This window comes from Streptomyces sp. NPDC056580, assembly GCF_042793175.1.
GTDB lineage: Bacteria > Actinomycetota > Actinomycetes > Streptomycetales > Streptomycetaceae > Streptomyces.
On the sequence record NZ_JBHTVE010000002.1, the window covers coordinates 456356 to 482925 of the forward strand.

General features: G+C 71.7%; 24 protein-coding genes and 2 pseudogenes. 10 read left to right on the forward strand and 16 right to left on the reverse strand.

Translation table 11 applies throughout. The features are described 5' to 3' along the window. Positions 1–220 precede the first annotated feature (220 nt). Positions 221–625, reverse strand: coding sequence for a hypothetical protein (locus ACFQ9Z_RS05815; RefSeq protein WP_383011225.1), 405 nt, complete (start codon positions 623–625; stop codon positions 221–223). Positions 626–652: 27 nt separating this feature from the next. Next, positions 653–976, reverse strand: a pseudogene (locus ACFQ9Z_RS05820) (nucleic acid/nucleotide deaminase domain-containing protein); the annotation flags it as partial. Between the two features lie 272 nt (positions 977–1248). Between ACFQ9Z_RS05820 and ACFQ9Z_RS05825 the strand changes: the two are divergent. After that, positions 1249–1797 (forward strand): DUF1062 domain-containing protein, encoded by a 549-nt coding sequence (locus tag ACFQ9Z_RS05825; protein WP_383011230.1) that lies wholly within the window; start codon positions 1249–1251, stop codon positions 1795–1797. A 259-nt stretch (positions 1798–2056) separates the two neighbouring features. Here the strand turns inward: ACFQ9Z_RS05825 and ACFQ9Z_RS05830 are convergent, their stop codons facing one another. From ACFQ9Z_RS05830 to ACFQ9Z_RS05840, 3 genes are read right to left on the reverse strand one after another with little or no spacing between them, the layout of a single operon-like run. After that, the gene (locus ACFQ9Z_RS05830; protein WP_383011234.1) at positions 2057–3175 is read right to left on the reverse strand and encodes a DUF6215 domain-containing protein; all 1119 of its coding nucleotides are present in this window, start codon (positions 3173–3175) and stop codon (positions 2057–2059) included. 9 nt (positions 3176–3184) lie between these two features. Then, complete coding sequence (locus tag ACFQ9Z_RS05835; protein ID WP_383011237.1) at positions 3185–3619, reverse strand: ATP-binding protein; 435 nt, start codon at positions 3617–3619, stop codon at positions 3185–3187. Then, positions 3616–3840, reverse strand: coding sequence for a hypothetical protein (locus tag ACFQ9Z_RS05840; protein ID WP_383011240.1), 225 nt, complete (start codon positions 3838–3840; stop codon positions 3616–3618). The genes ACFQ9Z_RS05835 and ACFQ9Z_RS05840 overlap by 4 nt, the downstream gene beginning before the upstream one ends. A gap of 133 nt (positions 3841–3973) precedes the next feature. Here ACFQ9Z_RS05840 and ACFQ9Z_RS05845 point away from each other — a divergent pair, with 133 nt between their 5' ends. Together ACFQ9Z_RS05845 and ACFQ9Z_RS05850 are read left to right on the forward strand one after the other, a co-directional pair. Further along, positions 3974–4837 carry a helix-turn-helix transcriptional regulator gene (locus tag ACFQ9Z_RS05845; RefSeq protein WP_383011243.1) on the forward strand — a complete coding sequence of 288 codons (864 nt, stop codon included), beginning with the start codon at positions 3974–3976 and terminating at the stop codon, positions 4835–4837. Next, on the forward strand, positions 4809–5087 hold the full coding sequence (locus tag ACFQ9Z_RS05850; RefSeq protein ID WP_383011246.1) for a DUF397 domain-containing protein: 279 nt from the start codon (positions 4809–4811) through the stop codon (positions 5085–5087). The genes ACFQ9Z_RS05845 and ACFQ9Z_RS05850 overlap by 29 nt, the downstream gene beginning before the upstream one ends. On the opposite strand, the gene ACFQ9Z_RS05855 is transcribed toward ACFQ9Z_RS05850, so the two are convergent. The 4 genes from ACFQ9Z_RS05855 to ACFQ9Z_RS05870 form a co-directional block, all read right to left on the reverse strand. Continuing rightward, complete coding sequence (locus ACFQ9Z_RS05855; protein WP_383011249.1) at positions 5077–7125, reverse strand: NAD(+) synthase; 2049 nt, start codon at positions 7123–7125, stop codon at positions 5077–5079. The genes ACFQ9Z_RS05850 and ACFQ9Z_RS05855 overlap by 11 nt on opposite strands. A gap of 119 nt (positions 7126–7244) precedes the next feature. After that, a complete protein-coding gene (locus ACFQ9Z_RS05860; RefSeq protein WP_383011252.1) occupies positions 7245–9188 on the reverse strand; it encodes a protease pro-enzyme activation domain-containing protein in 1944 nt (647 codons plus the stop codon). Between the two features lie 220 nt (positions 9189–9408). Continuing rightward, complete coding sequence (locus tag ACFQ9Z_RS05865) at positions 9409–10041, reverse strand: DUF305 domain-containing protein (protein ID WP_383011255.1); 633 nt, start codon at positions 10039–10041, stop codon at positions 9409–9411. Beyond that, entirely contained in the window at positions 10038–10715 is a 678-nt protein-coding gene (locus ACFQ9Z_RS05870) for a DUF3105 domain-containing protein (protein WP_383011258.1), read from the reverse strand. Before ACFQ9Z_RS05870 ends, ACFQ9Z_RS05865 begins: the two co-directional genes overlap by 4 nt. Before the next feature lie 106 nt (positions 10716–10821). On the opposite strand from ACFQ9Z_RS05870, the pseudogene ACFQ9Z_RS05875 reads away from it, so the two are divergent. The 4 genes and pseudogenes from ACFQ9Z_RS05875 to ACFQ9Z_RS05890 form a co-directional block, all read left to right on the forward strand. Beyond that, positions 10822–11169, forward strand: a pseudogene (locus ACFQ9Z_RS05875) (Rrf2 family transcriptional regulator); the annotation flags it as partial. A gap of 458 nt (positions 11170–11627) precedes the next feature. Continuing rightward, positions 11628–12989 (forward strand): type I glutamate--ammonia ligase, encoded by a 1362-nt coding sequence (gene glnA, locus ACFQ9Z_RS05880; RefSeq protein WP_143631607.1) that lies wholly within the window; start codon positions 11628–11630, stop codon positions 12987–12989. Positions 12990–13176: 187 nt separating this feature from the next. Next, positions 13177–13602, forward strand: coding sequence for a hypothetical protein (locus ACFQ9Z_RS05885; protein WP_383011263.1), 426 nt, complete (start codon positions 13177–13179; stop codon positions 13600–13602). A 70-nt stretch (positions 13603–13672) separates the two neighbouring features. Continuing rightward, positions 13673–14464, forward strand: coding sequence for a maleylpyruvate isomerase family mycothiol-dependent enzyme (locus ACFQ9Z_RS05890; protein ID WP_383011266.1), 792 nt, complete (start codon positions 13673–13675; stop codon positions 14462–14464). Between the two features lie 28 nt (positions 14465–14492). Here ACFQ9Z_RS05890 and ACFQ9Z_RS05895 read toward each other — a convergent pair whose 3' ends face one another. From ACFQ9Z_RS05895 to ACFQ9Z_RS05915, 5 genes are all read right to left on the reverse strand, one after another. After that, positions 14493–14921, reverse strand: a complete 429-nt coding sequence (locus ACFQ9Z_RS05895) for a hypothetical protein (protein WP_383011269.1) — start codon at positions 14919–14921, stop codon at positions 14493–14495. 113 nt (positions 14922–15034) lie between these two features. Beyond that, positions 15035–16009, reverse strand: coding sequence for a DUF2637 domain-containing protein (locus tag ACFQ9Z_RS05900; RefSeq protein WP_383011272.1), 975 nt, complete (start codon positions 16007–16009; stop codon positions 15035–15037). Positions 16010–16246: 237 nt separating this feature from the next. Further along, positions 16247–17266 carry a TolB family protein gene (locus ACFQ9Z_RS05905; RefSeq protein WP_383011274.1) on the reverse strand — a complete coding sequence of 340 codons (1020 nt, stop codon included), beginning with the start codon at positions 17264–17266 and terminating at the stop codon, positions 16247–16249. Next, on the reverse strand, positions 17263–17637 hold the full coding sequence (locus ACFQ9Z_RS05910) for a hypothetical protein (protein WP_383011277.1): 375 nt from the start codon (positions 17635–17637) through the stop codon (positions 17263–17265). The genes ACFQ9Z_RS05905 and ACFQ9Z_RS05910 overlap by 4 nt, the downstream gene beginning before the upstream one ends. Position 17638: 1 nt before the next feature. After that, positions 17639–18526, reverse strand: coding sequence for an alkaline phosphatase family protein (locus tag ACFQ9Z_RS05915; RefSeq protein WP_383011281.1), 888 nt, complete (start codon positions 18524–18526; stop codon positions 17639–17641). A 149-nt stretch (positions 18527–18675) separates the two neighbouring features. Between ACFQ9Z_RS05915 and ACFQ9Z_RS05920 the strand changes: the two genes are divergently transcribed. Together ACFQ9Z_RS05920 and ACFQ9Z_RS05925 are read left to right on the forward strand one after the other, a co-directional pair. Further along, on the forward strand, positions 18676–19578 hold the full coding sequence (locus ACFQ9Z_RS05920) for a DUF72 domain-containing protein (RefSeq protein WP_383011285.1): 903 nt from the start codon (positions 18676–18678) through the stop codon (positions 19576–19578). Between the two features lie 218 nt (positions 19579–19796). Beyond that, entirely contained in the window at positions 19797–22796 is a 3000-nt protein-coding gene (locus ACFQ9Z_RS05925; protein WP_383011288.1) for a bifunctional [glutamine synthetase] adenylyltransferase/[glutamine synthetase]-adenylyl-L-tyrosine phosphorylase, read from the forward strand. Here ACFQ9Z_RS05925 and ACFQ9Z_RS05930 read toward each other — a convergent pair. Continuing rightward, complete coding sequence (locus ACFQ9Z_RS05930; RefSeq protein WP_383011291.1) at positions 22778–23638, reverse strand: phosphatase PAP2 family protein; 861 nt, start codon at positions 23636–23638, stop codon at positions 22778–22780. The genes ACFQ9Z_RS05925 and ACFQ9Z_RS05930 overlap by 19 nt on opposite strands. A gap of 132 nt (positions 23639–23770) precedes the next feature. Continuing rightward, a complete protein-coding gene (locus ACFQ9Z_RS05935; protein ID WP_383011294.1) occupies positions 23771–24805 on the reverse strand; it encodes a LacI family DNA-binding transcriptional regulator in 1035 nt (344 codons plus the stop codon). A gap of 447 nt (positions 24806–25252) precedes the next feature. Here ACFQ9Z_RS05935 and ACFQ9Z_RS05940 point away from each other — a divergent pair, with 447 nt between their 5' ends. Next, complete coding sequence (locus ACFQ9Z_RS05940) at positions 25253–26524, forward strand: extracellular solute-binding protein (RefSeq protein ID WP_383011298.1); 1272 nt, start codon at positions 25253–25255, stop codon at positions 26522–26524. Positions 26525–26570: the final 46 nt, after the last annotated feature.

Sequence of the window (26570 nt, forward strand, 5' to 3'; positions counted from 1 at the left end):
CCTTCCCGCATTCCTCGTCGTCGGCCCGGTGGATGACCAGGCCGTCGTAGCTGGGACGGAGCAGCATCGGGTCGACGTTGGCGAGGTGGATGTCGATCCGGGTCTCCGGCGGCCTGTTCCCCGCTGCTGAGGAGGAGCGGCCTGCGATGGCCGACGGCGTAATGCCAGACCTTGGGAGTACCTGTCGGAGCGGGTAGCCGCCGGTCGGCGACTTCTTCTGTCACGAGGGCGTACCGGCGTGAACGTACATATCGCCCTTGGCTACGTCGTCGACCTCCTCGGCCCGTACGACGGAGAAACCGGCCAGCCGCAGAATCCCGATCAATGCCGTCTGCATGAGTACAACGACCTCGGTGTAACGCTTCCATTCCGGCGCTGCCGGGTTCTGCAGCACCGTCACTGCCTGCAAACCGGTCTCCGCCAGTTCGGGGGCGCTCCAACGGATGTAGACGCCTCCGGCGTACTCGCCCTCATCGTTGACTTCCACCCAGACGCCGGGTTGTCTCGGCACGCCTGGACGTTCGACGTACGCGGGAAGACCGGCGCGGCGGAGTTCTTCGCAGACCTGATCTGCCAGGTCGTACCCAGCGGCTCCGGGCCGACTCTCGGGGTCTATGTCAGTCACTGGACATCTCCTGCGCCCCTCCATGCGTCACTCAGACGGACGTGGTTGAGCGGAGCGGGCAAACTTTCCACGCTCGAACGTGTCGAGCATGTACTTGATCATTTCGGCTGCGCCGGGCCCGTCTGGAGTTGAGTAGGTTACCGGGATGCCTTGCACGAGAGGCGAGCACTTTTCTTTACAGGGGCTGCGTTCGCTGTAGAGTTCCGCGATCTGATTCTTGCTGAATCCCTTTTCTTCCAGCTTTTGTACGATCAATTCTTCGGAGTGGAGTCCCTGAGGGATGTTCGCGAAGACGACGAAGTCATCCTTCGCGCCGGTGGCCTTGGCCCATCCCGGAACCCTTGCAACCGCGACGTTCCGTCCGAACTTGTACCGGAGCCCGCTGGATCAGGGATGGCCGAAGTTCGACCCCCCGGAACGGGTGACGGCGCCGTCGGCATCCCGAAAAACCGGTGGAGCGGCGCCGCCGGCTCCCACTACCGTGCTGCCGGATCGAGTCGCCCAGGCAAGGACGTGCCGTTGTACACCGTGTGAGACCCCCCGATAGCTGATCGGTCGCGCGTCGCGCATTCGCGCCGCGCTGCTTCCTGCTGCGGATTTCTCACTGAAGACGGTGTACTTCTGTGCTCAATAGCTGGGTGGTCATGCCCACCTGCCTGCCTCTCGTTCTCCGCCGTTGCCACGCGTGTGCGTCCGGACGCTTCCGGACGAGCGGCAAGTTCCGTGTCAACGCCAACCACAAGCTCATCGACGTCTGGCTCCTCGCGCTCTGCACCACCTGCGGGGCGACGACGAAGCTCACGGTCCTGGAGCGGGCGAACGTGCGCTCCGTACGGCCCGAACTGCTGGACCGGGCCCATGACAACGACCCCGTGCTGGCTGCCGAGTTGCTCCAGGACCCGGTCGTGCGGCGCCGTAATCGCATCGCCCTCGACTGGGACGGCTCCTGGCGTCTCGACACCGGGGGATCGGACCACCTGGACCGCGAGGTGATCGACGTACGGGTCCGCTTCGCGGCGCCGATCCCCGTCCGGCCGGTACGGCTCATCGCCGAAGGGTGCGGTCTCTCACGGGCCGGGGCCGAGCGGCTGATCGAGGAGGGGAGGCTCGTGTCGCCGGTCCGGCTGAGCGGCCGGATCTCCGGCGACTTCACCTTCACGCTCAAGCGCTGAACCCTCACCGGGACCAGGGGCCTGCCCGGCGGCATCCGCCGGGCAGGTCCCCGCGCACGGCGGCGCCGCGGGACAGCGCCGATGCACGGACGTGATGTCCACAGAGGTGGCCGTGGCGGTCTGGCCGGGCCCCTCCTCGGCCACTTCCGGCCGCTACGTGGCTGCGGCGACCGTCCTCGCGGTACGCCTCCTCGCGGCGGCCCTGGTCAGGTGGCGCCGGAAGCAATCGCGCTGACGCGCGGCGCGGAGAGCCACCGGGTCAGCGAGCGCTCCGTTCCAGGACCGGCGGGAGGACCTTCTCGGCGATGTCGACGAGAGCGCCGTCCTGCGGGAGGGCGCCGGACTGGCTCCACACGGTGATGTCGTAGTAGCCGCCCCGGTCCTTCTGGTCGAGGGCGATGGACAGCGTCCTGGCCAGGGGACCCTGCTGGACCGGCCCGCCGTTGTGCTCCTTGCTGAAGTCGATCTCGAACTTCATGGTGTGGTCCGAGGAGAGGAACGCGGGCCGGCCGAGCACCTTGAGCGTCTTCACGTCCTTCTCCACCCGGTCGCCGGCGATGTCGAACAGCCTCACGTACTGGGCGGTCGTCAAGTGGTTGTAGGTGGCCGAGAGATTGACGGTGTACGTGTCGAACGAGACCTGCGCCTCCGGCTCGGCGACCTTGTCGTCGGTGAGGAGAGCGGTGCCGCTGCTGCCGGAAGCCGTGTTCGCGATCTCCCGGGGCGTTCCGAGGAGCCGGGCCAGGTCGGGCCGGTTGAGCGCCTCGCACAGCTCGTCGCCGGTCACGGCCCGGGGCGTCCTCTGGTACGCCTTCGACGGCTTCTCGTCCTCCGCGTGCGAACACGATGCGGGCTCGGGCGAGTTGTCGTCGGCCGGCATCAGACGCGGGCCCAGCCACAGCGCCGCCGCGAGCGCGCCGAACACGCCGAGCGCCGCGAGCGCCTGGCCCCATGCGTTGTGGTCCTTCTCCGGCGCACCGGTGGCGGGGCGCGGCCCGGCCCCTGCCTGAGCGGGGACCTGGGCCGGCGCCTGCGCGGCGGCGAGGGCCGGGGCCGGGACCTGCGCAGGCACCGGAGCCGGAGTTGCAGCCGGAGCCGGAGCCCCAGCCGGAGGTGGGACCGCAGCCGGAACCGCAGCCGGAGCCGGGACCGGGGCTTGGGCCGGGACCTGCGCCTCGCGGCGTGCCTGGAGTGCCCGGACCACCATGCGGACCCGTATCGCGGTGAACACGAGGAACACCGCGCCGATGCCGGCCGCGACCCAGCTGCGTTCGAGGACGGCGAGATACATGATGCGCACGCCGAAAACGGATCCGACCAGGATCATCAGGGGCTCGCGCACCCAGAACGGCAGGACGCGCAGGAGTAGACCGAGCATGCGGTGATCTCACCAGGACAGGGCGTTGTCCGCCGTGGTGGAGGCCACAGTTCCGGGGGTGTTCGGGACCGTGTCGAAGTCGTGACCCGTCACCGCTCCGGCCAGTTCGCACCAGACCGTCTTGTGGTCCGGACCCCGGTCGACGCCCCAGCGCTGAGCGAGGGCGTCGACCAGGACCAGGCCCCGGCCGGACTCGGCGGTGTCGGTGGCCGCCCGCAGCACGGGCAGGGCGCGCGCGTCGGGGTCGGTGACCTCGACGCGCGCGCTGCCGTGGGGCGTGCCGGTCACCCGGACCGTCACCGGAGTGCCCGCGCCGAGGTGGTCGATGACGTTCGTCAGCAACTCCGTGACGCACAGGCGCACTTCGTGGCAGTGGGCCGCCAGGCGGTGGCGCAGCTCCGGTACCGCCTCCGGGGTGGCGAGCAGGTCGAGTTCGAACGTCATCCCTCCGCCGCCGTTCCGCGCAGGGCGGCGGCGAGCGCCTGGGCCGTCGCCGTGTTGCAGTTCCCGAGCGCGACGAGGCCCGCCGGCGGTGTGTACCTACCGGCGAGGCTCGCCAGTTCCACCCGGAGCGAGGGCAGCGTGATGCCGTGCAGGGCGAGGGCGGCGCGCAGGTTCTCCACGCAGAGGGTGACGTCGTAGGCGGTGGGGGAGTGGTCGGGCATGGGAGGCTCCGGCCTTCTGTGCGGTGAGTTACGAACACCTCACACAGTGTCGCCCGGCTCGGTACCGTGGAAGAGGCTTCGCGTCCGCGACGCGAGCAGCGGAATCGGCAAGGTGAGTTACGGCGGTGAGCACGTGGTCCGGCGCAAGGACATCGACGGTTCGATCAGCGTCCCCGACTTCTACGGCAAGGAGTTGAGGTGGCAGCGGGAGGCGGCGGGACTCTCCCTTGAGCGGCTGGTCGAGGGCAGCTTCTACGGCAAGTCGCACCTCAGCGACATCGAGCACGGCAAGCGGCGCATGCCGATGGACCTGGCCCGCCACGTGGACCGGGTACTGGGCACCGACGGCTACTTCGAGCGGCACTGCGAGGACGTGCGGCGGGCCAGGCGGGGTCCGCACGCCGCCTACTTCGAGCGAGTTCTGGAGGCCGAGAAGCACGCCGAGTCCATCGAGGAATGGTCTCCCAGTACTTTGCCTGGGCTGTTGCAGACGGCACCCTACGCACGCGCGCTGGTCCATTCCGCTCACCCTTCCGCCTCGGATGAGTGGGTCGAGGAGAAGGTCCGGGCGCGGCTCGATCGGGCGCGCCTCTTCGAGGGCGATCACGCGGTTCCGGAGTACTGGGCCATCCTGCACGAGTCGCTGCTGATGGACGTCATCGTGTCGTCCGAGGACATGGCTGAGCAGCTCGACCGCATCGCTGAACTGACGGACCGGCGCCGGATTGTTCCGCAGATCGTTTCGCGGAGGAGCGGCCCGTATCCCCTCATGGCCGCCTCCGTCATGGTCATGACCTTCCCGGACGCTCCGCCGCTGATCTACACCGAGGCGTCGTACAGCGGAGACACCATCGATGATCCGGCTCTCGTGAAGCAGTACCGCAAGGCATACGATCGGCTCAGGGCCGTCGCGCTGTCACCAGGCGCGTCCCTCGCCATGATCAAGGCAGCCGCAGAGGATTACCGAAATGGCAAGCGACCGGATCGACTTGAGTGACGCGCTCTGGCTCAAGAGCAGCTACAGCAATGGCGATGGCGGGGAGTGCGTGGAAGTGGCCGGCGACTTCCCGGGCGCCGCCCTCTGGCGCAAGTCGAGCTACAGCAACGGCGACGGCGGCAACTGCCTGGAAGTCGCCGACAACATCCCCGGCCTCGTCCCCGTCCGTGACTCCAAGGTCCCGGACGGCCCCGCCCTCCTCCTCGGCGCGGCCGCCTGGGCTCACTTCGTGGACGCGCTCAGGCCGTAGGGGCGTCGAACCGGGCCAGGTCCCGCAGCCAGGCCCGCGCGTTGCCGTCGGACGGGGCCCGCCAGTCGCTCCGCGGGGACAGGGAGCCGCCGGCCGAGACCTTGGGCCCGTTCGGCATGGCCGAGCGCTTGAACTGCGCGAACGCGAAGAAGCGGCGGCAGAAGACCTCCAGCCAGCGGCGGATCTCCGGCAGGTCGTACGCCACCCGCTTGGCCTCCGGGAAGTTCGGCGGCCAGTCGCCGGCGTCCGGGTCGTGCCAGGCGTGCCAGGCCAGGAAGGCGATCTTCGACGGCCGGAAGCCGTACCGCAGCACGTGGAAGAGCGTGAAGTCGTGCAGCGCGTACGGGCCGATCTTCGACTCCGTCGACTGCATCTCCTCACCCGGCACCAGCTCCGGGCTGATCTCGGTGTCGAGGATCGCGGCGAGCGTCCGGCCGGTCTCCTCGTCGAACTGGCCGCTGCTGATGACCCAGCGGATCAGGTGCTGCATCAGAGTCTTCGGCACACCGGAGTTGACGTTGTAGTGGCTCATCTGGTCGCCGACGCCGTACGTGGACCAGCCGAGCGCCAGCTCCGAGAGGTCGCCGGTGCCGAGCACGATGCCGCCGCGCTGGTTGGCCAGCCGGAAGAGGTAGTCCGTGCGCAGGCCAGCCTGCACGTTCTCGAAGGTGACGTCGTACACGGGCTCGCCGGCGGCGAACGGGTGGTCCATCTCCTTCAGCATCAGCCGCGCGGTGGGCGTGATGTCCAGCTCGGCCGCGGTGACCCCGAGCGAGCGCATCAGCTTGTGGGCGTTGTCCTTGGTGTGGTCGCTGGTGGCGAAGCCGGGCAGGGTCCAGGCCAGGATGTCGCTGCGCGGGCGGCCCGCGCGGTCCATCGCTCGGGCGGCGACGATCAGCGCGTGCGTGGAGTCCAGACCGCCGGAGACCCCGATGACCACCTTCGGGCCGCCGATCGCCGCCAGCCGCTGCTGGAGGCCCGCGACCTGGATGTTGTACGCCTCGTAGCAGTCCTGGGCGAGGCGGCCGGGATCGGCCGGCACGAACGGGAAGCGCTCCAGACGTCGGCGCAGCCCCAGGTCGGCGACGGGCGGGTCGAGTTCGAAGGCGACCGTCCGGAAGTCACCGGTGCGCGCCCGGTGGGTGCGGCGGTTGTCGTCGAACGTACCCATCCGCTGCCGCTCCTGCCGCAGCAGGTCAAGGTCCACGTCGGCCACCGCCTGGCTGTCGCCGAGCGGGAACCGCTCGGTCTCGGCGAGCAGCAGGCCGTTCTCGTAGACCATGGCCTGGCCGTCCCAGGACAGGTCGGTGGTCGACTCGCCGAGGCCGGCCGCCGCGTAGACGTACGCGGCGAGGCAGCGGGAGGACGCCGAACGGCACAGCAGCTTGCGGTCCTCGGCCCGCCCGACCGTGATCGGGCTGCCCGAGAGGTTGACCAGGACCGTCGCGCCGGCCAGGGCCGCCTCCGCGCTGGGCGGCACCGGCACCCACATGTCCTCGCAGATCTCCGCGTGCAGCACCAGGCCGGGCACGTCCTCGGCGGCGAACAGCAGGTCCACGCCGAACGGGACCGTCTCGCCGCCGAGCCGGATCGACCCGCCGCGCTCGTCGGCGCCGTCGCCGATCTGCCTGCGTTCGTAGAACTCGCGGTAGTTCGGCGGGTACGACTTCGGCGCGACGCCGAGGACCCGGCCGCGGTGCACGATCACCGCGCAGTTGTAGACCCGGTTGCGGTGGCGCAGCGGGGCGCCGACGACCAGGACCGGCAGCAGCCCGGCCGATCCCGCCACCACGGCCTCGAGCGCCTCCTCGACCTGGTCGAGCACCGCGTCCTGGAGCAGCAGGTCCTCGATGGAGTAGCCGCACAGCACCATCTCCGGGAAGACGGCTACGGCGACGCCGTCCTCGGCGCACCGGCGGGCGTGGCGCAGGACCGTCTCGGCGTTGGCGTGCGGGTCCGCGATGACGGTGTGACCCGTACACGCGGCGACCCGTGCGAAGCCGTGCTGATAGATCGACCAGAAGTTCGTCGCAGACACGGGCCCAGTGTAATCGTCAGAGCGACACGATGGGGGCGCGGGGGGTGCGAGCCGCCCGCGTGGACGGCGAAGGGGCGCGGGGTGCACGCACCCCGCGCCCCTCCTACCGGGTCAGTGGATCAGTGACGCCGGTACGACTGGACGTAGCCGTTCGCGGGCGAGCCCACGCCGGTGACGTCGTCGTAGCCCTTCACCGCGGACAGCGAGCTGTCCTTGCCGAGGCTGCGGACCGAGGTCGCGAGGCCGTCGGCGGCGTCGACGCCGTTCACGAAGTCGATCCGGACGACCGCCAGGCCGGAGCCCGTCGGGTTGTCGGTGACGTCGTGGAACACGCCCTTCTTGCCGTACTTCGCGTAGATCGCCGGGTTGGCGAAGCCGAGCGCCTTGCCGCCGCGCGCCTCCTGGGCCAGGGCCTGGACCGCCGCGATCACCGGAGCGGCCAGCGAGGTGCCGCCGATGCGGTACTCGCTGTACTTCTCGGTGCCGTCGGGGAAGGTCTGGGTCTGGCCGACCAGGAAGCCCGTGTTCGGGTCGGCGATCGCCGCGATGTCCGGGACGACACGGTTGCCCGCGGCGTTGTTGGCCGTGGCGAGCGCCTTCGGGACGACGTTCTTCTGGTAGTACGGCTGCGGCACGGTCCTGCTGGTGCCGCCGCCCGCGCCCGAGGTGTAGGCGCCGGGGAAGTTCGTCCAGCTCTTGCCGTCGGCCGACAGGGACGCCTTCTCGGTGCCCCAGCCGGTCTCCCACTGGTACTTGTCGCCCTTGCCGACGGCCAGCGAGGTGCCGCCGACCGCGGTCACCCACGCCGAGTTGGCCGGGGTGTCGACCTGCTTCACACCGGTGTTGGCGACCTCGTCGCCGTTGTCGCCGGAGGAGAAGTAGAAGCCGATGCCCTGGACCGCGCCGAGCTGGAACACCTGGTCGTAGGCGGCCGCGAGGTCCGGCGTCTGGTTGGCCTCGATGTCGCCCCAGGAGTTGGAGACGATGTCGGCCAGGTGACCGTCGACGATCTTGCTGAGCGAGTCCAGCAGGTCGTCGTCGTAGCAGGACGCGGCGCCCACGTACGTGACGTCGGCGGCCGGCGCGACGGCGTGCACGGCCTCGACGTCGAGGGTCTCCTCGCCGTACCAGCCGGCCGCGCCGCACTCCTCGGTCTTCGTGTAGTTCTTCGGCAGCGACTGGTGGAGCTGGCCGCTCTTCCAGGCCGCGTCACCGTTCTTCTTCGCGTACTTGGCCGCGTCGAAGGCGATGGTCGGCGAGGCGTACGCGTCGGTGATGGCGATGCGCACGTGCTTGCCGGTGTACTTGCCCGCGCCGTAGGCGGAGCGGAGCTGCTCGCCGGTGTAGCCCTTGATCGCGTACGGGGTCTTCTGTCCGTACGCGTCCGGCAGGGTGCTCGCGATCTTCGAGCCGTAGTACGAGGAGAACGGCCCGGAGTTCTTGAACACGGCGTCCGGCGGCGGGAGCTGGTCCTTGTGCTGCGCCTTGTGCGGGGCGTTGTCCAGACCGGTGACGGTCAGGACGGCGCCCTTCAGGGCGGCCGGCGCGGACGCGGTCCTCGCCGGGGCGCGGTAGGTCTTCGAGCCCTTGGCGAAGTTGTGGAGCTGGGTGCCGAACGCCTTCTCGGCGGCGGCCACGTCACCGGAGACGGCGACGTAGTGCGAGGTGACCTCGGTGACCGTCAGACCGGCCGACCGCAGCCAGGACTTGACGGCGGCCACCTGGGCCTTGGTGGCGCCGAAGCGGGCCTCGGCCTGCTTGGGCTTGAGGAACTTGCCGTACAGCGGCGAGTTCGGGTCGGACACGGCCTTGGCGTAGGCCGCCAGTCCCGCCGAGTCCCGTCCCGCCAGGTAGACCCGGGCCTTGACCTGGGCGTTGTTCGCGGTGGCACCCTTGTCCGCCTTGGCGGTGGCCCACGCGGGCCTGGTGCCCTTCAGCGCGTCACGGGCCGGGCTGTCCGCGGCGTGCGCCGCGGGTATGCCGAGCGCCAGCGCACCGGCGATCATCGGCAGCGTCGCTGCCATGCTCACGCCGGCGCGCACCTTGGCGCGGTTGGATCTCATAGAACCCCCTGCGATGCGGTTCGCATGCACGTAGTGGCTGGTACGTCGTGGAGGAACGCACCGGCCCGCGGCGGTTCGGACCGGCGAATGGATCACACGACGATGGCCACTCTTGCGATGAACCGTTCATGCCAGGGGAACGCAAGGGTCAAGAGAAGCTCAAAGAACCTTCATTCAGGGCGATTTGAGGCTTTCACTATTTTCGGCCCGGATGGCGACGCTACGAACGGGGTTGCGCGCCCCGCTCCTTGAGCATTCCGGCCATCAGCTCGATCTCCGACTGCTGCGCCTCGACCATGCCCTGCGCGAGCCGCTTCTCCACCCCGACCGTGCACTTGGCGGCACAGCCCTGCGCCATGTGGACGCCGCCCTTGTGATGATCCGTCATCAGCTGGAGGAAGAAGACCTCGGCCCGCTTGCCGTTGAGCGTGCCGAGCTTCTTCATCTCGGCGTTGGTCGCCATCCCCGGCATCAGCGCCCCGTCCTCGCCGGCGGGCATGTCGCCCATGCCCATCCAGGTCATCGGCGGGTCCGCGGACACCTTCGGCAGCCCCCACAGGTCCAGCCAGCCCAGCAGCATGCCGCGCTGGTTGGCCTGGGTCTGCGCGATGTCGTAGGCGAGGCGGCGCACCTCCTCGTTCTTCGTGCGGTCGCGCACGATGTACGACATCTCCACGGCCTGCTGGTGGTGGACGGCCATGTCCCGGGCGAACCCGGCGTCGGCGGAATCGGCCGCCGGCGTCCTCGCGTCCGACCCGCCGGAGTCCTCGGCCACCGCGTAGGTGATCGCCCCGGCCGCGACGAGCACCGCCGCGGCCGCGCCCGCCGCCCAGCCGACGTGCTGCCGCCTCACTTCATCGCCCCGCCGGTGCACGAGGCGCCCGGCTCGGGCGTCTGCTTGCCCTGCACGTAGGCGGCGAAGAACTTGTCCACCTCCGGGTCGCTCGCGCTCTTCACGGTCACCTGGTGGCCCCACGCGGACAGGATCAGCGGGGCGGCCTGGTTCTCGTATGGGCTCATCAGCGAGTACGGCGTCTTCTTCACCTTCGCCGCGAGCGCGTCCACGTCCGCCTTGCCGGCCTTCTTGGTGTACGTCACCCACACCGCGCCGTGCTCCAGCGCGTGCACCGCGTTCTCGTCCTGCACCGGCTCGGTGTAGACGTCGCCGTTGCAGTTGAGCCACACCGGGTTGTGGTTGCCGCCGACCGGCGGGTGCATCGGGTACGACACCTTGCTGGTGACGTGCGTCCGCGACAGCTTCCCGGACCAGGTCCGCACCCCGTCCGCGCCGGTGGTGAAGTGCCCCGAGTCGCCGGCGTTCTTGGCGTCACCGCTCGCGGCCGCGTCCTTCTTGCCGGACTGGGAGTTCACCAGCACCACACCGCCGACGGCGAGGCCGGCGACGACGACCACGCTGGCGGCGATGGCGATCACCCGGTTGCGGCGTGCGCGGGCTCGCTCGGCACGCCGCATCTCCTCGACGCGTGCCTTGCGCGCGGCGGCGCTGCTGTTCTTGGCGGATCCCATGAGGCGTGTCCTTCTGGGGAAAGGGGCGTGGACGATGGGGCTCGCCGATCGTAATGGGCCCCGGGGGCTCTTCCGCAGTGAGGGCACGGGAAACCGAAATAATGTGAACCTGGACGTGCCCTACACCCACGCCGCCGAGGTGGTCGCCGAACTCCAGCACATGGGCCTGGTCGACGCGCGCCGCGGCAGGGGCGGCGGCCTGAGTCTGACCGAAAGGGGAGGCACGGCGTCGGTGGGCGCCGTGGTGCGCGCCTTCGAGGGCGACGGCGACGTCGTCGACTGCGACGGCGCCGGCCAGGGCGTCACCCCCTGCCCGCTGAACTCGGGCTGCCGGCTGCGGGGCGCGCTGCGCCAGGCGCAGGAGGCGCTCTACGCGGCGCTGGACCCGGTGACGGTGCAGGACATCGTCGTCAGCCCGACGGCTCCGCTGCTGCTGAGCATCGGCAGGGCGCCGCAGCCGCGGTGGGGGCGCGGCGCCGCTGGGGGCGTGTCCCCGCGCCCGTCGAGCGGAAGGGGCCCCGCGGGACCTCGTCGGTCCCGCGGGGCGCCCTCGTCGCCCTGGCCCGGCCGTGCCGGGGCTCCGCGCCCGGATCAGGCCGCCCCGGCGAGCCAGAGGTCGGGGCCGAACATGATCAGAACGGTCTGGAGACTTGCATCTGGGATGCAAAGAGCCGTGGTATCGGTCACGCCCGGATCGGACCGGCCGTTACGGATGCCGTCCCGGACAGGCAAGATGGGCGGCAGCGCGGTACACCTGCCGTATGTGAGGCGTTCAGGCCCGGGACGCCCGGGCGATCAAGGTCCGCAACGCACGTGAAACGGTGTTGTGGTGTGATGCTCGGGTGCCCGACCGCCCGCCCCCGCCATGCGGGTGAACGGGCGGCCTGACCAGCAAGGATGGGGAAGCGGAAGATGGACAAGCAGCAGGAGTTCGTGCTTCGGACGTTGGAGGAGCGCGACATCCGGTTCGTACGCCTGTGGTTCACGGACGTGCTGGGCTTCCTCAAGTCCGTGGCCGTGGCTCCGGCCGAGCTGGAGCAGGCCTTCGACGAGGGCATCGGCTTCGACGGCTCCGCCATCGAGGGCTTCGCCCGGGTCTACGAGTCCGACATGATCGCCAAGCCGGACCCCTCCACCTTCCAGATCCTGCCCTGGCGCGCCGAGGGCCCCGGCACCGCCCGCATGTTCTGCGACATCCTGATGCCCGACGGCTCCCCGTCCTTCGCCGACCCGCGCTACGTCCTCAAGCGCGCCCTGGCCAAGACCTCCGACCTGGGCTTCACCTTCTACACCCACCCCGAGATCGAGTTCTTCCTGCTGAAGGACAAGCCGGTGGACGGCACCCGCCCCACCCCGGCCGACAACTCGGGCTACTTCGACCACACCCCGCAGAACGTCGGCATGGACTTCCGCCGGCAGGCGATCACCATGCTGGAGTCGATGGGCATCTCGGTGGAGTTCTCCCACCACGAGGGCGCCCCCGGCCAGCAGGAGATCGACCTGCGCTACGCCGACGCTCTGTCCACGGCGGACAACATCATGACGTTCCGCCTGGTCATGAAGCAGGTGGCCCTGGAACAGGGCGTGCAGGCCACCTTCATGCCGAAGCCGTTCTCGGAGTTCCCCGGCTCCGGCATGCACACCCACCTGTCCCTCTTCGAAGGCGACCGCAACGCGTTCTACGAGTCCGGCGCCGAGTACCAGCTCTCCAAGGTCGGCCGCTCCTTCATCGCCGGCCTGCTCAGGCACGCGGCGGAGATCTCCGCGGTCACCAACCAGTGGGTGAACTCCTACAAGCGCATCTGGGGCGGCTCCGAGCGCACGGCGGGCGCCGGCGGCGAGGCCCCCTCCTACATCTGCTGGGGCCACAACAACCGCTCGGCCCTGGTCCGCGTGCCCATGTACAAGCCCGGCAAGACCGGCTCCGCGCGCGTGGAGGTCCGCTCACTGGACTCCGGCACCAACCCGTACCTGGCCTACGCGGTCCTGCTGGCGGCCGGCCTCAAGGGCATCGAGGAGGGCTACGAGCTCCCCCCCGGCGCCGAGGACGACGTCTGGGCCCTGTCCAACGCCGAACGCCGCGCGATGGGCATCGAGCCCCTCCCGCAGAACCTCGGCGAGGCCCTGAGCCTCATGGAGAGCAGCGACCTGGTCGCCGAGACCCTGGGCGAGCACGTCTTCGACTTCTTCCTGCGCAACAAGAAGAGCGAGTGGGAGGAGTACCGCAGCGAGGTCACGGCCTTCGAGCTGCGGAAGAACCTGCCGGTGCTGTAGTCGCAGGTCGGGCGGTTCTGCGGAAGCGATCCCTTGGGCCGGCGGTCAGGGACCGCCGGCCCCATCGCCTCTCACCGCCACCGGGCCGTTCGCGTCGCCACTCGGCATGAGGTGCGAGACGGCACCGCGTGCTGCGCAGGTCCGTCGCGCGCCTAGGATCAGGTCACCGGTGCGAAGGGGGCGGAGGATGGGCGGTCGGGCAGGGAAGTGGGCGCTGCTCGCCGCTCCGGTCGTGCTGTCGGTCTCCGCGTGTGTGGGATGGGGCGGCTATCCGCCCGCGACGAACGTCCGCGAAGCTCAGCTCGTCGGGACCTGGCGTGCCCGTGAGTGCGCCGCCACCGTGACCCTGAAGGCGGACGGAACGGCGTCCCTCGCCGGCGTCCCCGCCGAGATGGGACTCGACAGCCGGGTCACGCGGAGGATCGACGGGCGCGGCGCCTGGGAGATCGACGAGTCCGGCGCTGGACGGGAACTCGATGTGGTCGTCGACGACGAGACGACGCCGTTCGACCTCTACCGGGACAACGGGCGCTTGGTGGTGGGGCTGACCGTGGGGGACCCCGACGACATGAACTGGTGCACCTTCGACCGGGCCGGGCCGGGCTCCGCGTGAGCGGTGCCCTGGGTGCCGGGGCGGGGAAAACCGGTGTCCGGGTGGCGAAGCGCGGTGATAGACAGCCGCTGTGGAAGACGATCTGGAGTTCTCCGGTCTGCTGCGGCTGATCGACGAGCGGTCGGGTGCCTTTCGGGACGCCGTCGCCGCCGCGCCCGGTCTCGACGCGCGGGTGCCGGGCTGTCCCGAGTGGACGCTGTTCGACCTGGCCGAGCACCTGGGCGGGGGAGACCGCTTCTGGGCCGGGGTCGTCGGCGCGGGCCCCGCCGACGTTCCGCCGGCCGAGGCCGTCGTCGCGCGCGCCGCCCTGGCAGCGCCGCGTGAGACCGAGGCCCTGACGGCCTGGCTGGCCGAGTCGACGGAGCTGCTGCTGGGCGCGCTGCGCGAGGCGGGCCCCGAGCGCGGCTGCTGGACGTGGTGGGGTCGGTCGCAGTCGCCGCGGACCGCCGGCGGCGTGGCCCGGCACCGGGTCCAGGAGAGCGCGGTGCACACCTACGACGCCCAGCTCGCCCAGGACGCCCCGCGGCCGCTGCCGGAGGAGGTGGCGCTCGACGGTGTCGACGAGTTCCTGTCCACCTGCTGCGCGAACACCGGCGCCTGGCCGCACGAGCCCACCGCCTTCGACTTCCACGCCGCCGAGGGCCGCTCCTGGCGCCTCACCGTCGACGGCGACGGCGCCCGGGCCGCCCGGCTGCCCGCCGACGGCGCGGGCGGGGTTGCGGGCACGGCCGGTGTCTCCGTCCGGGGCACGGCCGGTGAGCTGGTCCTCTTCCTCTACGACCGCATCCCGGCGGACTCCGTGCGGATCGACGGGGACGCGAGGCTCCTCGATCTGCTCCGGGCCTGGGAACCGGAGGAGTGACCGCAGGGGCGGGGACTGCCGTACGGGGTCAGCAGTTGACGGGCGGGTTGCCGGAGGCGACCCGGCAGAAGTCCGCGCCGGGACCGCCGTCGACGGTGCCGGCGTTCGGGCCGACGAAGAGCGAGTCACCGCCGTCGCCGCCGAGGACCCTGCCGCTCGCCGTGGTGCCGGCGACGGCCGTGACGGAGTCCCCGCCGGCGCCGCCGTCGACCGTGCCGGCGACGGGGCCGTTGATCACGATGTAGTCGCTGCCGCCCAGGCCGTTGACGGTGTCGCCCGGGGCGAGGGCGCCGCAGCTGATGTAGTCGGAGCCGGTGGTGCCGTTGACGGTGGCGCCGGACACGACGCGGCCGTTGACCGTGCACGACGTCACGGCCTGTGCGGGCGTCGCGGTCAGGGCGAGAGGAGCGGCCAGGAGGGCGGCGGCGCTGAGTGTGCGCAATACGTGACTGATCATGTAATGAAATGATTCATGGGGATCTCGCGATCGCAATCCGGCGCCCACGGTGGCGCCACCGTCCGGGTGACCCACGGGACGGGCCGCCGAGCACCGGCGGCCCGTCCCGTGGGTCACCTGGCCCGGACCCCCTGGGCGGTGCGCTGCCGGTGGCGGGAGATGCGCTGGCGCGGGGGCCGGGTCAGGGTGACCTGCCGGACCAGTTGCTGGAAGCAGGTCAGCGCGGCGAGGGCCGGCAGTACGGCGGCGGCCACCCCGATGAAGGACCTCTCGGACTCGGCCACGCAGAGGACCATCGCGACCGAGGAGAACAGCAGCACCACGCACCAGGAGTGCAGGGCGCGCCGCCGGTGCAGCGCGGTCCGCAGGATGGAGAGCGAGGCCACCGTCCAGGGGCCGTAGACGAGCAGCGGCCACCAGTGCAGCGGACCGCTCTGGGTCCTGGCCGCGATGTGCTGGAGCGGGGCGTAGGCCGCCAGGCCGCCGAAGACGCTCACCATCGCCACGATGACGGCGGCGAGCGCGGCGATCAGGCAACTGACCGTCTCCAGCCAGGTGATGCGCCACGTCCGCATCCGCACCTTGCGGTGTCCGGCGGGATGGCGCCGGATGGGCGGCAGCTCGCTGGTGAGCGGCGCCAGGTTCTCCAGCGGGTCGCCGGCTGCGTGCTCCTCGGCTCCGTACGGCGGTTCCGGCCCGTAGGAGTTCTCGGCGCCGTAAGGCGGTTCGGCCCGGTGCGTGGATTCGGCCCGGTACGCAGACTCGGCGCCGTGGGACTGCTCGGTCGCGTACCCCGGCTCGGCCCGGTACGGCGACTCGGTCCCGTACAACGGCTCCGCCGCGTACGCCGGTTGGGCCCCGTACAGCGGCCCGGTGCCGTACAGCGAACCAGTGCCGTACAGCGCCCCCGTGCCGTACAGCGGCTCGGTTCCGTACGGCGGCTCGCCGCGCGGTGGCGGCACGGCGGCCGCCTGCTGTGCCGCCTGGGCGCTCGCGGCGTCCTGCAGCAGATAGGTGAGTTCCTCGACCGGGTCCCAGCCCTCCTCCAGGGGAGCCGTCGAATAGAAATCCGCGTATTCGTTGTTCACGGAAAAGATTCGCCCCCGTCAGCCGGCCGCGTGGCAGCCGGAGCGTCCCTGGTCGTTCCGGCGCCGGCCGAGGTCCCCCTGGGCCGCTTCGAGCACCCTCAAGCGCCTTGCGTTGGTCATATTCCGCTAACGCGGCCGGAGTCCTCCGGATGCGCGGCATTCGAGTGAGTCCGGTCCGGATACAACATTGACGACTTCATTTGTGATGAAGAGTCGAATACTCCGTTAAAAGGTCGTTCAACGGGGATACGCGGGGGACACGCCCGCCGTCAGCAGGCGCCGGGCGGCGCCGGTCCCGTCCGCCGGGACCGAGTACAGGTCGGCCCCGTAGTCCCCGGGCAGCGCGTACACCACCGTGCGGTCGTCGCGCCACACCGCCTGGTCGTCCACGCTCCGGGTCTCCGCCAGCGGCGTCTCGCGCATCGTGCGCAGGTCCAGCACGTACAGGCGCCAAGGGGCGTCCGCGGGCAGGCCCTTGACCCGCTTCTTGTAGGCGACGCGGGTGCCGTCGGGGGAGAGGGACGGGCACTCGACGTTCGCGTGCACGGTGGTCACCGTGCGGGTGCGGAGATCGCCGCGCACCAGGTAGGTGCTGCCCCCGGTCGCCAGCGTCGCGTAGAACGCGCGGTCGTCCCGGGCGAAGGTCACGCCCCAGAAGTTGACGTCGGCCGCCCGGTAGGGGCGCCCGTCCTTGAGGATCCGGAAGGACTCCAGGGTGGGGATCAGCCTGCCCGTACGGGTGTCCACGATCGCCGCCCGGGTGGAGAAGTCGGTGCCCGCGTACGAGTCGCCGCCCACGAACGCCGTCCAGGCGGCGAAGTGCCCGGTGGGGGAGACCCGGGCGCGGGAGGGGATGCCGGGGACGTCGTAGCGCGCCCGTTCCTTCAGGCGGGCGTCCAGGACGAGGGCGCGGTAGGTGTCCGAGACGGGGCCGTGCACCGCCTGCAGGCACACTCCGGTGCCGGCGGCGGCGTAGAAGCGCAGGCACTTGACGCCGGAGGCGGTGCGCGGTCCGGACGGGTCGGCGGCCCGGACCGCGGTCAGCTCGTCGCGGTGCGGGCCCCACGCCATGTTGCGGAAGATCATGCGGCCGGGCCCGGCCAGCGTCACCGGGCCTGCTGTGACCCTGGGTCCGCCGGCCTGGGCGCGGTCCCGGCGGTCGGCGCGCGCCGACGCGTGCAGCACGGACGCCAGGGCCACCGCCGCCAGCACCGCGACGGCGGTGAGCAGGATGAGGATGCGGGTGCGTGCGGTCATGCGGTCGCGGTGCCTTCCGGTGTGCGGGGGGCGCGGGGCGGGCGCCCGGTGCGCAGGGTGAGGGAGAACGCCGCGCACCCGGCCGGCGCCACCGTCGCCCCGGCCGGCGCCGCGCGGTCGCCCCACACCGTCCAGGCCGCGCCGAACAGCAGCGAGCGGGCGAACCGTGCCGGCGCCTGCCCGGTCCGCACCACGGCCGGGCCCGAGGAGCGCAGCGCCTCCGGCGCGCCGTCCGAGGCCGCCGCCATCAGCACCCCGTCGGTGGCCGCGTAGAAGGCGCCGTGCAGGGCCGGTACGAGGTTCCCGGCCGACGGCCGGGCGGCGCCCTCCGCGGACGCCGGCGTGGTGGCGCGGCTGTCCGCTACGTACACGTCAGGACGCCCAGACGCCGGTGATGTCCTTGGCGGAGGCGGCGTTGCCCGCGTGCGTGCTCAGACCCTGGGAGTCCTCCAGGGTGCGCAGCAGGTCGTAGTGGTTGTAGGTGGTGGCGGACGACGAGCCCGGCGTGACCGGCTGTCCGTACAGGACCGTCGGGATGCGGTTGCCGCTGAGCCGGTTGTCCTCGTCGAAGGTGACGACGAGCAGGCTGTTGTGTGCCTTGGCCCAAGTCGCGTACGCGCCAAGGTTGTTCTGCAGCCAGGTGTCACCGGTCGACACCGAGCAGTCGTGCATGTCGCTGCACAGGTTGGGGATCACGAAGGAGAGCTGGGGCAGCGTCGAGTAGTCCGACGGGAACTGGGCGAGGGTCTTGGCGCTCGACGTCGGCACGTTGGAGAAGCCGAACCACGGGTTGTGCTTGCGCGCGTAATCGCCGCTGCTGCAGGTGGTCGAACCCTGGCTGGGCAGCGTCTCGTTGTAGCTGGCCCAGCTGCGGCCGGCCGCGATCATCTCGGAGGCCAGGTTCGGCGCGGAGGAGAACCCCGGGGTGTAGCAGCTGTCGTCCGTGATGCCCTGCGTCGAACCGGAGAACAGGGCGAAGTAGTTGGGCTGGCTCGGGTGGGTCTCGGCGTACGCCTGGCTGAGGTTGGCGCCGCCGGTTTTGAGCGAGTTGATGTACGGGGCGCTGGAGGAGCCGATGACCTGGCTGTAGGCGTGGTTCTCGAAGACCACGACGACCACGTGGTCCGGGCTCGGCACGGCGCCCGCGGCATGCGCGGACTCACCGCCGAGCCCGGTCCACAGACCGACCGCGGCCGCGGCGAGAGCGGTGACCGAGGCCATGAGCGTACGGGCACGGCGGGACACGGGACTGCCGGACACATCAACCTCCGGGAGGGGGTGCGGGGCTGGCGGTGCGGACAGAGCATGCACACGCCAATATGCCCGTGGCCCACGGGCCCGAACCCCGGGGATGAAGAGCGGGTGAACTGCTGGGTGCCGGTCCCGTCGGCACGGGTACCCACGCGCCCATGGCGCGTATTCTCATGGGCACTTGCGGCTGGACCGACCGGGCACTGGTGACGAGCGGCTGGTACCCGCCCGGCCACCGGGACGCCGAGGGCCGGCTGCGTTACTACGCCGGCCGCTTCCCCGTGGTCGAGGCCGACTCGCCGTACTACGCGCTCCCGGCCCCCGCCACCACCCGGCGGTGGGCGGAGCGCACCCCGGCCGGGTTCCGCTTCGACGTCAAGGCGCACTCGCTCCTCACCGGCCATCCCACCCGGCCGGCGGCGCTCCCCGCCGACCTGCGGGGCCGCGCCCGTGACGAGGGCCTGCTGGACGAGGTGTGGGCCCGCTACGCCGAGGCGGTCGAGCCGCTGCGCGAGTCCGGCCGCCTGGGCACCCTGCTCTTCCAGTACCCGCCCTCGCTCGCCCCGGGCCCGCGTGCCGAGGCCTTCGTCAGCGGCTGCCGCGAACGGGCCCGCGGCTGGCCCTTCGCGGTGGAGTTCCGGCACCCGGACTGGTGGCGGCCGGAGCGGGAACGCGCCACGGCCGCGCTGCTCGCCGACCTGGACGCCACCGCCGTCGCCGTCGACACGGTGCAGGGCCTGCCGGCCTCCATGCCCCCGGCCGCCCCGGTGACCACCGCGCGCCTGGCGGTCGTCCGCTTCCACGGCCGCAGCCCGCACTGGGGCACCGGCAGCAAGGAGGACCGCTTCCGGCACGACTACACCGAACGCGAACTGGCCGGCTGGCTGCCCCGCGTCCGGGCGCTCGCGGCCGGCGCCGACGAGGTGCACCTGCTGTTCAACAACTGCTGCGCGGACGCGGCGGCGATGGCGGCGGACACCATGCGGCGCCTGCTGGACACCTCGGTGCCCCACCAGACGGCCCACCCCGCCCCCAGCCCGTCCGGACGAGCGGCCCGCTGACCCGCCCCGGCCGGCCCGTCGTGCCCGCCCACGGGCCCCGGCCGGCACGGTGGGCCGGGGGCAGGGGCCGGCGTGCGGACCCGCGTCGCGGAGGCTCCCGGCTCCGGGTCCCGCCGAGTCCCGCCCGGTGACCGAGCCGCAGGTGCCGGGCGGGGCCGGGCCCACTGCGGTTAGGCTCGGCGCAGGACAAGGTGGACGGATGGCAGGGGAGGCCGGGCATGACGCCGGGGCGCAGGAGCAGTACCTTCACGCGGCTGCTGCGGCACGGCTTCACCGATCCGTCCGACGCCGAGCGCCTCCTTGACAGCGTCGAGCTCGCGCCGGTGCGGGACGACCCGGTGCTGCTGGAGGCCCTCGGCGCCACCGCCGACCCCGACCTCGCCCTGCACGGACTGGTCCGGCTCCTGGAGGCGCAGCCCGACCCGACCGCGCGCCGCGAACTGCTGGACACCCTGACCGCCGCGAAGCCGCTGCGCGACCGGCTGCTCGGCGTACTCGGCGCCTCCGCCGCGCTCGGCGACCACCTCGCCCGGCACGCCGGCGACTGGCAGGCGCTGGTCACCTACGAGCCCCGTGACCTGCACCCCGGAGTGGAGGAGTTCGAGCGGGGCCTCGCGGAGGCCACCGACCCCGTCTCCCTGCGCGTGGCCTACCGCCGCTGCCTGCTCTCCATCGCCGCCCGGGACGTCTGCGGCACCATCGACGTCGCCGAGACCGCCGCCGAGCTGGCCGACCTCGCCACCGCCACCCTGCGCGCCGCCCTGTCGCTGGCCCGTCAGGCCGCCCCCGAGGACGCCGCCGTCTGCCGCCTGGCGGTGATCGCGATGGGCAAGTGCGGCGGCCACGAGCTGAACTACGTCTCCGACGTGGACGTGATCTTCGTGGCCGAGGCGGCCGACGGCGCGGACGAGGACAAGGCGCTCAGATCCGCCACCAGACTCGCCTCGCACATGATGCGGATCTGCTCGGAGACCACCGTCGAGGGCTCCATCTGGCCCGTCGACGCCAACCTCCGCCCCGAGGGCCGCAACGGCCCCCTGGTGCGCACCCTCAGCAGCCACCTGGCCTACTACCAGCGCTGGGCCAAGACCTGGGAGTTCCAGGCCCTGCTCAAGGCCCGCCCGGTCGCCGGCGACGCCGAGCTGGGGCAGGCCTACGCCGACGCCCTCGGACCGCTGGTCTGGCAGGCCGCCGAGCGGGAGAACTTCGTCGCCGACGTGCAGCGGATGCGCCGCCGCGTCATCGAGAACATCCCCGCCGCCGAGGTCGACCGCCAGCTCAAGCTCGGCCCGGGCGGGCTGCGCGACGTCGAGTTCGCCGTACAGCTCCTGCAACTGGTGCACGGCCGCACCGACGCCACCCTGCGCAGCGGCACCACCCTGGACGCCCTGCGGGCCCTCGCGGCGGGCGGCTACGTGGGCCGCGAGGACGCCGCCCGCCTCGACGAGGCCTACCGCTTCCTGCGCTCCATGGAGCACCGCATCCAGCTCTACCGGCTGCGCCGCACCCACCTCGTCCCCGAGGCGGAGACGGACCTGCGCCGTCTCGGCCGCTCGCTGGGCCTGCGCACCGACCCGGTGACCGGCCTGCAACGCGAGTGGAGACGGCACGCCGGCGTCGTACGGCGGCTGCACGAGAAGCTCTTCTACCGCCCGCTGCTCGACGCGGTCGCCCAGCTCGCGCCCGGCGAGACCCGGCTCAGGGCGGAGGCGGCCCGCGAGCGCCTGGTCGCCCTCGGCTACGCCGACCCGGCCGCCGCCCTGCGCCACCTGGAGGCCCTCGCCTCCGGAGTGACCCGCAAGGCCGCCATCCAGCGCACCCTGCTGCCCGTTCTGCTCGGCTGGTTCGCCGACTCAGCCGACCCGGACGCGGGCCTGCTCAACTTCCGCAAGGTCTCCGACGCCCTCGGCAAGACCCCCTGGTACCTGCGGCTGCTGCGGGACGAGGGCGCGGCCGCCGAGAACCTGGCCCGGGTGCTGTCCGCGGGCCGCCTCGCACCCGACCTGCTGATGCGCGCCCCCGAGGCGGTGGCGCTGCTCGGCGACGGCGACGCCGGCGGCCTGGAGCCGCGCGAGCGCGGCCAGCTCGAGCAGGAGGTGCTCGCCGCCGTGCGCCGTGCGGAGAACGCCGCCCAGGGCGTCACCGCCGCCCGCGGCGTCCGCCGCCGCGAGCTGTTCCGCACCGCCGCCGCGGACATCGTCGGCTCCTACGGCACCGAGACCAGCGCCGCCGAGGCCGACCAGGGCGCCCTGGTGGACCGGGTCGGCGCCGCAGTCTCCGACCTCACCGCCGCCACCCTGGCCGGCACCCTGCGCGCGGTGGTCCGCGAGGGCTGGGGCGACACCCTGCCGACCCGTTTCGCGATCATCGCCATGGGCCGCTTCGGAGGCAACGAGCTGGGCTACGGCTCCGACGCCGACGTGCTGTTCGTGCACGAACCGCAGGACGGCGTCGCCGAGCACGAGGCCGCCGCGGCCGCCAACAAGGTCGTCGCCGAGATGCGCCGGCTGCTGCAGCTCCCCAGCGCCGACCCGCCGCTGCTCATCGACGCCGGCCTGCGCCCCGAGGGCAAGTCGGGGCCGATGGTGCGCACCCTGAAGTCGTACGAGGCCTACTACCGCCGCTGGTCCCTGGTCTGGGAGTCGCAGGCCCTGCTGCGGGCCGAGCCGGTCGCCGGGGACGCCGACCTCGGCCGCCGCTTCACCGAGCTGATCGACCCGCTGCGCTACCCGCACGCGGGGCTCGGCGATGACGCGGTCCGGGAGATCCGCCGGCTCAAGGCCCGTATGGAGTCCGAGCGGCTGCCGCGCGGCGCCGACCCCAAACTGCACACCAAGCTGGGCCCGGGCGGCCTCTCCGACGTCGAGTGGACCGTGCAGCTGCTCCAGTTGCGGCACGGCGCGCGCGAGCCCGGCCTGCGCACCACCCGCACCCGCGCGGCCCTCGCCGCCGCCCGGGCGGCCGGGCTGCTGTCCGCCGAGGACACCGACGTGCTGGACGAGGCGTGGGTGCTGGCCACCCGGGTGCGCAACGCGGTCATGCTGGTCCGCGGCCGGGCCGGCGACACCTTCCCCACCGAGCCGCGCGAGCTGGCCGCCGTCGGCCGCTACCTCGGCTACGGCTCCGGGCACGCCGGCGACATGCTGGACGCGTACCGCCGCACCACCCGCAGGGCGCGCGCGGTGGTGGAGCAGCAGTTCTACGCGGACGGCGCCTGAGCCCGGGCCGCGGCCCGCGCCGGCACCCGCCTCGGCAGCTCGTGGGGCAGGCCGCCGTACCAGAGCCTGGCCGCCGTGACGCCGACGGCCAGGCAGGCGGTGCCGCCCACCGCGTCCAGCCAGAAGTGGTTGGCGGTGGCCACGATCACCAGCAGGGTCGCCACCGGGTACACCAGCCCCAGCACCCGCGCCCACGGCACCGACGCCAGCGCGAAGACCGTCAGACCGCACCACAGCGACCAGCCGATGTGCATCGACGGCATCGCCGCGTACTGGTTCGACATGTGCTTCAGGTCGCCCGAGGCCATCGAACCCCAGGTGTGGTGGACCATCACCGTGTCGACGAAACGCCCGCCGTTCATCAGCCGGGGCGGGGCCAGCGGGAACAGGTAGTAGCCGGCCAGGGCCACGCCCGTGGTCGCGAACAGCGCCAGCCGGGCGGCCGAGTAGCGCCCCGGATGCCACCGGTAGAGCCACACCAGCACCCCGATGGTGATCACGAAGTGCAGCGTGGCGTAGTAGTAGTTCATCCCGACGATCAGCCAAGTCACCGAGTCGGCGGCGTGGTTGACGTACTGCTCGACGGCGATGCCCGCCCGGTGCTCGGCCCGCCAGACCCAGTCGGCGTTGCGCAGCGCCTTGGCCCGCTGCTCCGGCACCGCGTTGCGGATCAGGGAGTACGTCCAGTAACTCATCGCGATCAGCAGGATCTCGAACCACAGCCGGGGCCGGCGCGGACCGCGCGCGCGGCTCCACGGGCCCTGCCTGCCCTCGCCCGTGACGGCCCGCGGAGCGGCCACCTCCTCGCGACCTTCCGAATCTGTCACGGTCGAGTCACTCATGGTCACAGAGTCTGCCAGAAAAGACTTCTCCGACAGATCATCCCAAGCCCGGTTCCGGGCCGCACCTCCAACGGCGCGTCCGGGACCCCCGGCGACGACCCGGGCCCGGCCGCCGCGCGTGCCCGCACCGGCTCAGCCGCGGACGCGGTCCCCGGGCGCGGAGGCGGTCGAACCGCGTACCACCAGCTCCGGCATGAACACGAACTCGCTGTGCGGCGCGGGCGTCCCGCCGATGTCCTCCAGCAGCGTGCGCACCGCCGCCTGCCCCATCGCCGGGACCGGCTTGCGGACCGTGGTCAGCGGCGGGTCGGTGAACGCGATCAGCGGGGAGTCGTCGAAGCCGACCACCGAGACGTCCCGCGGCACCTCCAGGCCGAGCTGCCGGGCGGCCCGTATCGCGCCGAGCGCCATCATGTCGCTCGCGCACACCACCGCCGTACAGTCCCGCCCGATCAGCGCCGTCGCGGCCGCCTGCCCGCCTTCCAGGGTGTACAGCGAGTGCTGGATCAGCTCGGTCTCCACCGTCTGCGCGGCGAGCCCGAGCTGCTCCCGCATCGCCAGCACGAAGCCCTCGATCTTGCGCTGCACCGGCACGAACCGCTTCGGGCCCAGCGCCAGCCCGATCCGGGTGTGGCCCAGCGACGCCAGGTGCGTCACCGCCAGCGACATCGCGGCCCGGTCGTCCGGCGAGATGAACGGCGCCTGCACCTTCGGCGAGAACCCGTCCACCAGCACGAAAGGCACGCCCTGCGCCCGCAGCCGCTCGTAGCGCTGCATGTCGGCGGTGGTGTCCGCGTGCAGCCCCGAGACGTAGATGATCCCCGCCACCCCGCGGTCCACCAGCATCTCGGTCAGCTCGTCCTCCGTCGACCCGCCCGGGGTCTGGGTGGCGAGCACCGGGGTGTAGCCCTGCCGGGTCAGCGCCTGGCCGATGACCTGGGCCAGGGCCGGGAATATCGGGTTCTCCAGCTCGGGGGTGATCAGCCCCACGAGCCCTTCGCTGCGCTGCCGCAGCCGCACCGGACGCTCGTAGCCGAGCACGTCCAGCGCCGCCAGCACGGACTGGCGGGTGGTGGCCGCGACGCCGGGCTTGCCGTTGAGAACGCGGCTGACGGTCGCTTCGCTCACCCCCGCCTGCGCAGCGATGTCCGCAAGCCGTGTGGTCACGGCACCGGACTGTACCGGCCGGACTCCCCCTTGCCCACCGACGGGACGCCGTGCGCGGGCCGCTGAACGGCCTGCCGTGGATTGCTGCGTCATCGCGCTCCTCGTCCTTCGCGGTCCCTTGTGAGGTCCTTGTCGAGCCGGTGTCCGCTCGCAAGGGATGATCCCGGCGGCGAAGGCGGATGGCAAGGCCTTGCAGAGTCTTGCACAAGTGTCCGTCAACCCGTGTACCGGCGACGTCTCAGGGTTTCGTGGGGGTCTACCGCAGGTCACGGCGAGGTAACCCCCGTGTCGTCTTGCACTTTTTTGCTGCAAGGTCTTTCGCGCGGCTTACATCGCTGTTACGTTCCTGGTCGCCCGGCCGCGGCAACGGCGCAGTCGGCAAGACAGCAGGGCCGGCAGACGGGACCGCCCCTGCATCACACGGGCTTTAACCCTCAAGGAGAACTCATGCGGCGTGGCATAGCGGCCTCCGCGCTGGTGGCGTCCCTCGCCCTGGCGGCGACGGCGTGCGGCGGTGGCGACAGCGACAGCAAGTCGGACGGCCCGGTCACCATCACCTGGTGGGACACCTCCAACGCCACCAACGAGGCGCCGACGTACAAGGCCTTGGTCCAGCAGTTCGAGGCCGCCAACAAGGACGTCAAGGTCAAGTACGTCAACGTGCCCTTCGACCAGGCGCAGAACAAGTTCGACACCGCCGCCGGCTCCAAGGGCGCCCCGGACGTGCTGCGCTCCGAGGTCGGCTGGACCCCGGCCTTCGCCAAGAAGGGCTACTTCCTGCCGCTGGACGGCACCGACGCTCTCGCCGACCAGGCGAAGTTCCAGCCGAACCTGATCAAGCAGGCCCAGTACGAGGGCAAGACCTACGGCGCGCCGCTGGTCACCGACACCCTCGCCCTGGTCTACAACAAGGCCCTGTTCAAGAAGGCCGGCATCACCGAGGCCCCCAAGACCTGGGACGAGCTGAAGTCCGACGCCGCCAAGGTCCAGGCCAAGGCCGGCGTGCCCGGCTACTGGGGCTCCACCCAGGCCTACTACGCCCAGTCCTTCCTGTACGGCGAGGGCACCGACACCGTCGACGCCACCGCCAAGAAGGTCACCGTGAACTCGGCGGCCGCCAAGAAGGCCTACGGCACCTGGCTGAGCCTGTTCTCCGGCAAGGGCCTGCACAAGGCCGACACCACCGCCGACGCCTACGCCCACATCCAGGACGCGTTCGTCAACGGCAAGGTCGCCGCGATCATCCAGGGTCCCTGGGAGATCACGAACTTCTACAAGGGCAGCGCCTTCAAGGACAAGAACAACCTCGGCATCGCCACCGTCCCGGCCGGCTCGGCCGGCAAGGCGGGCGCCCCGACCGGCGGTCACAACCTCTCGGTCTACGCCGGCTCCGACAAGGCCCACCAGGCCGCGGCGCTGAAGTTCGTGAAGTTCATGACCTCGGCGAAGTCCCAGGAGACCATCGCCCTGAAGAACTCCACCCTGCCGACCCGCGGCGACGCCTACACCGACGCGGTCAAGGCCGACCCCGGCATCGCCGGCTACCAGGGCGTCCTCTCCGCCGCCCAGCCCCGCCCGGCGCTGCCCGAGTACAGCTCCCTGTGGGGTCCGCTGGACACCGAGCTGCCCAAGGTCGCGGGCGGCAAGGAGTCGCTGGACAAGGGCCTGAGCAACGCCGAGCTGGCCATCGCCAAGCTGGTGCCCGACTTCAGCAAGTGAGCCCGTGTGGCCGCCGGATCCTCTCCTCGAAAGGGGGGAAGGATCC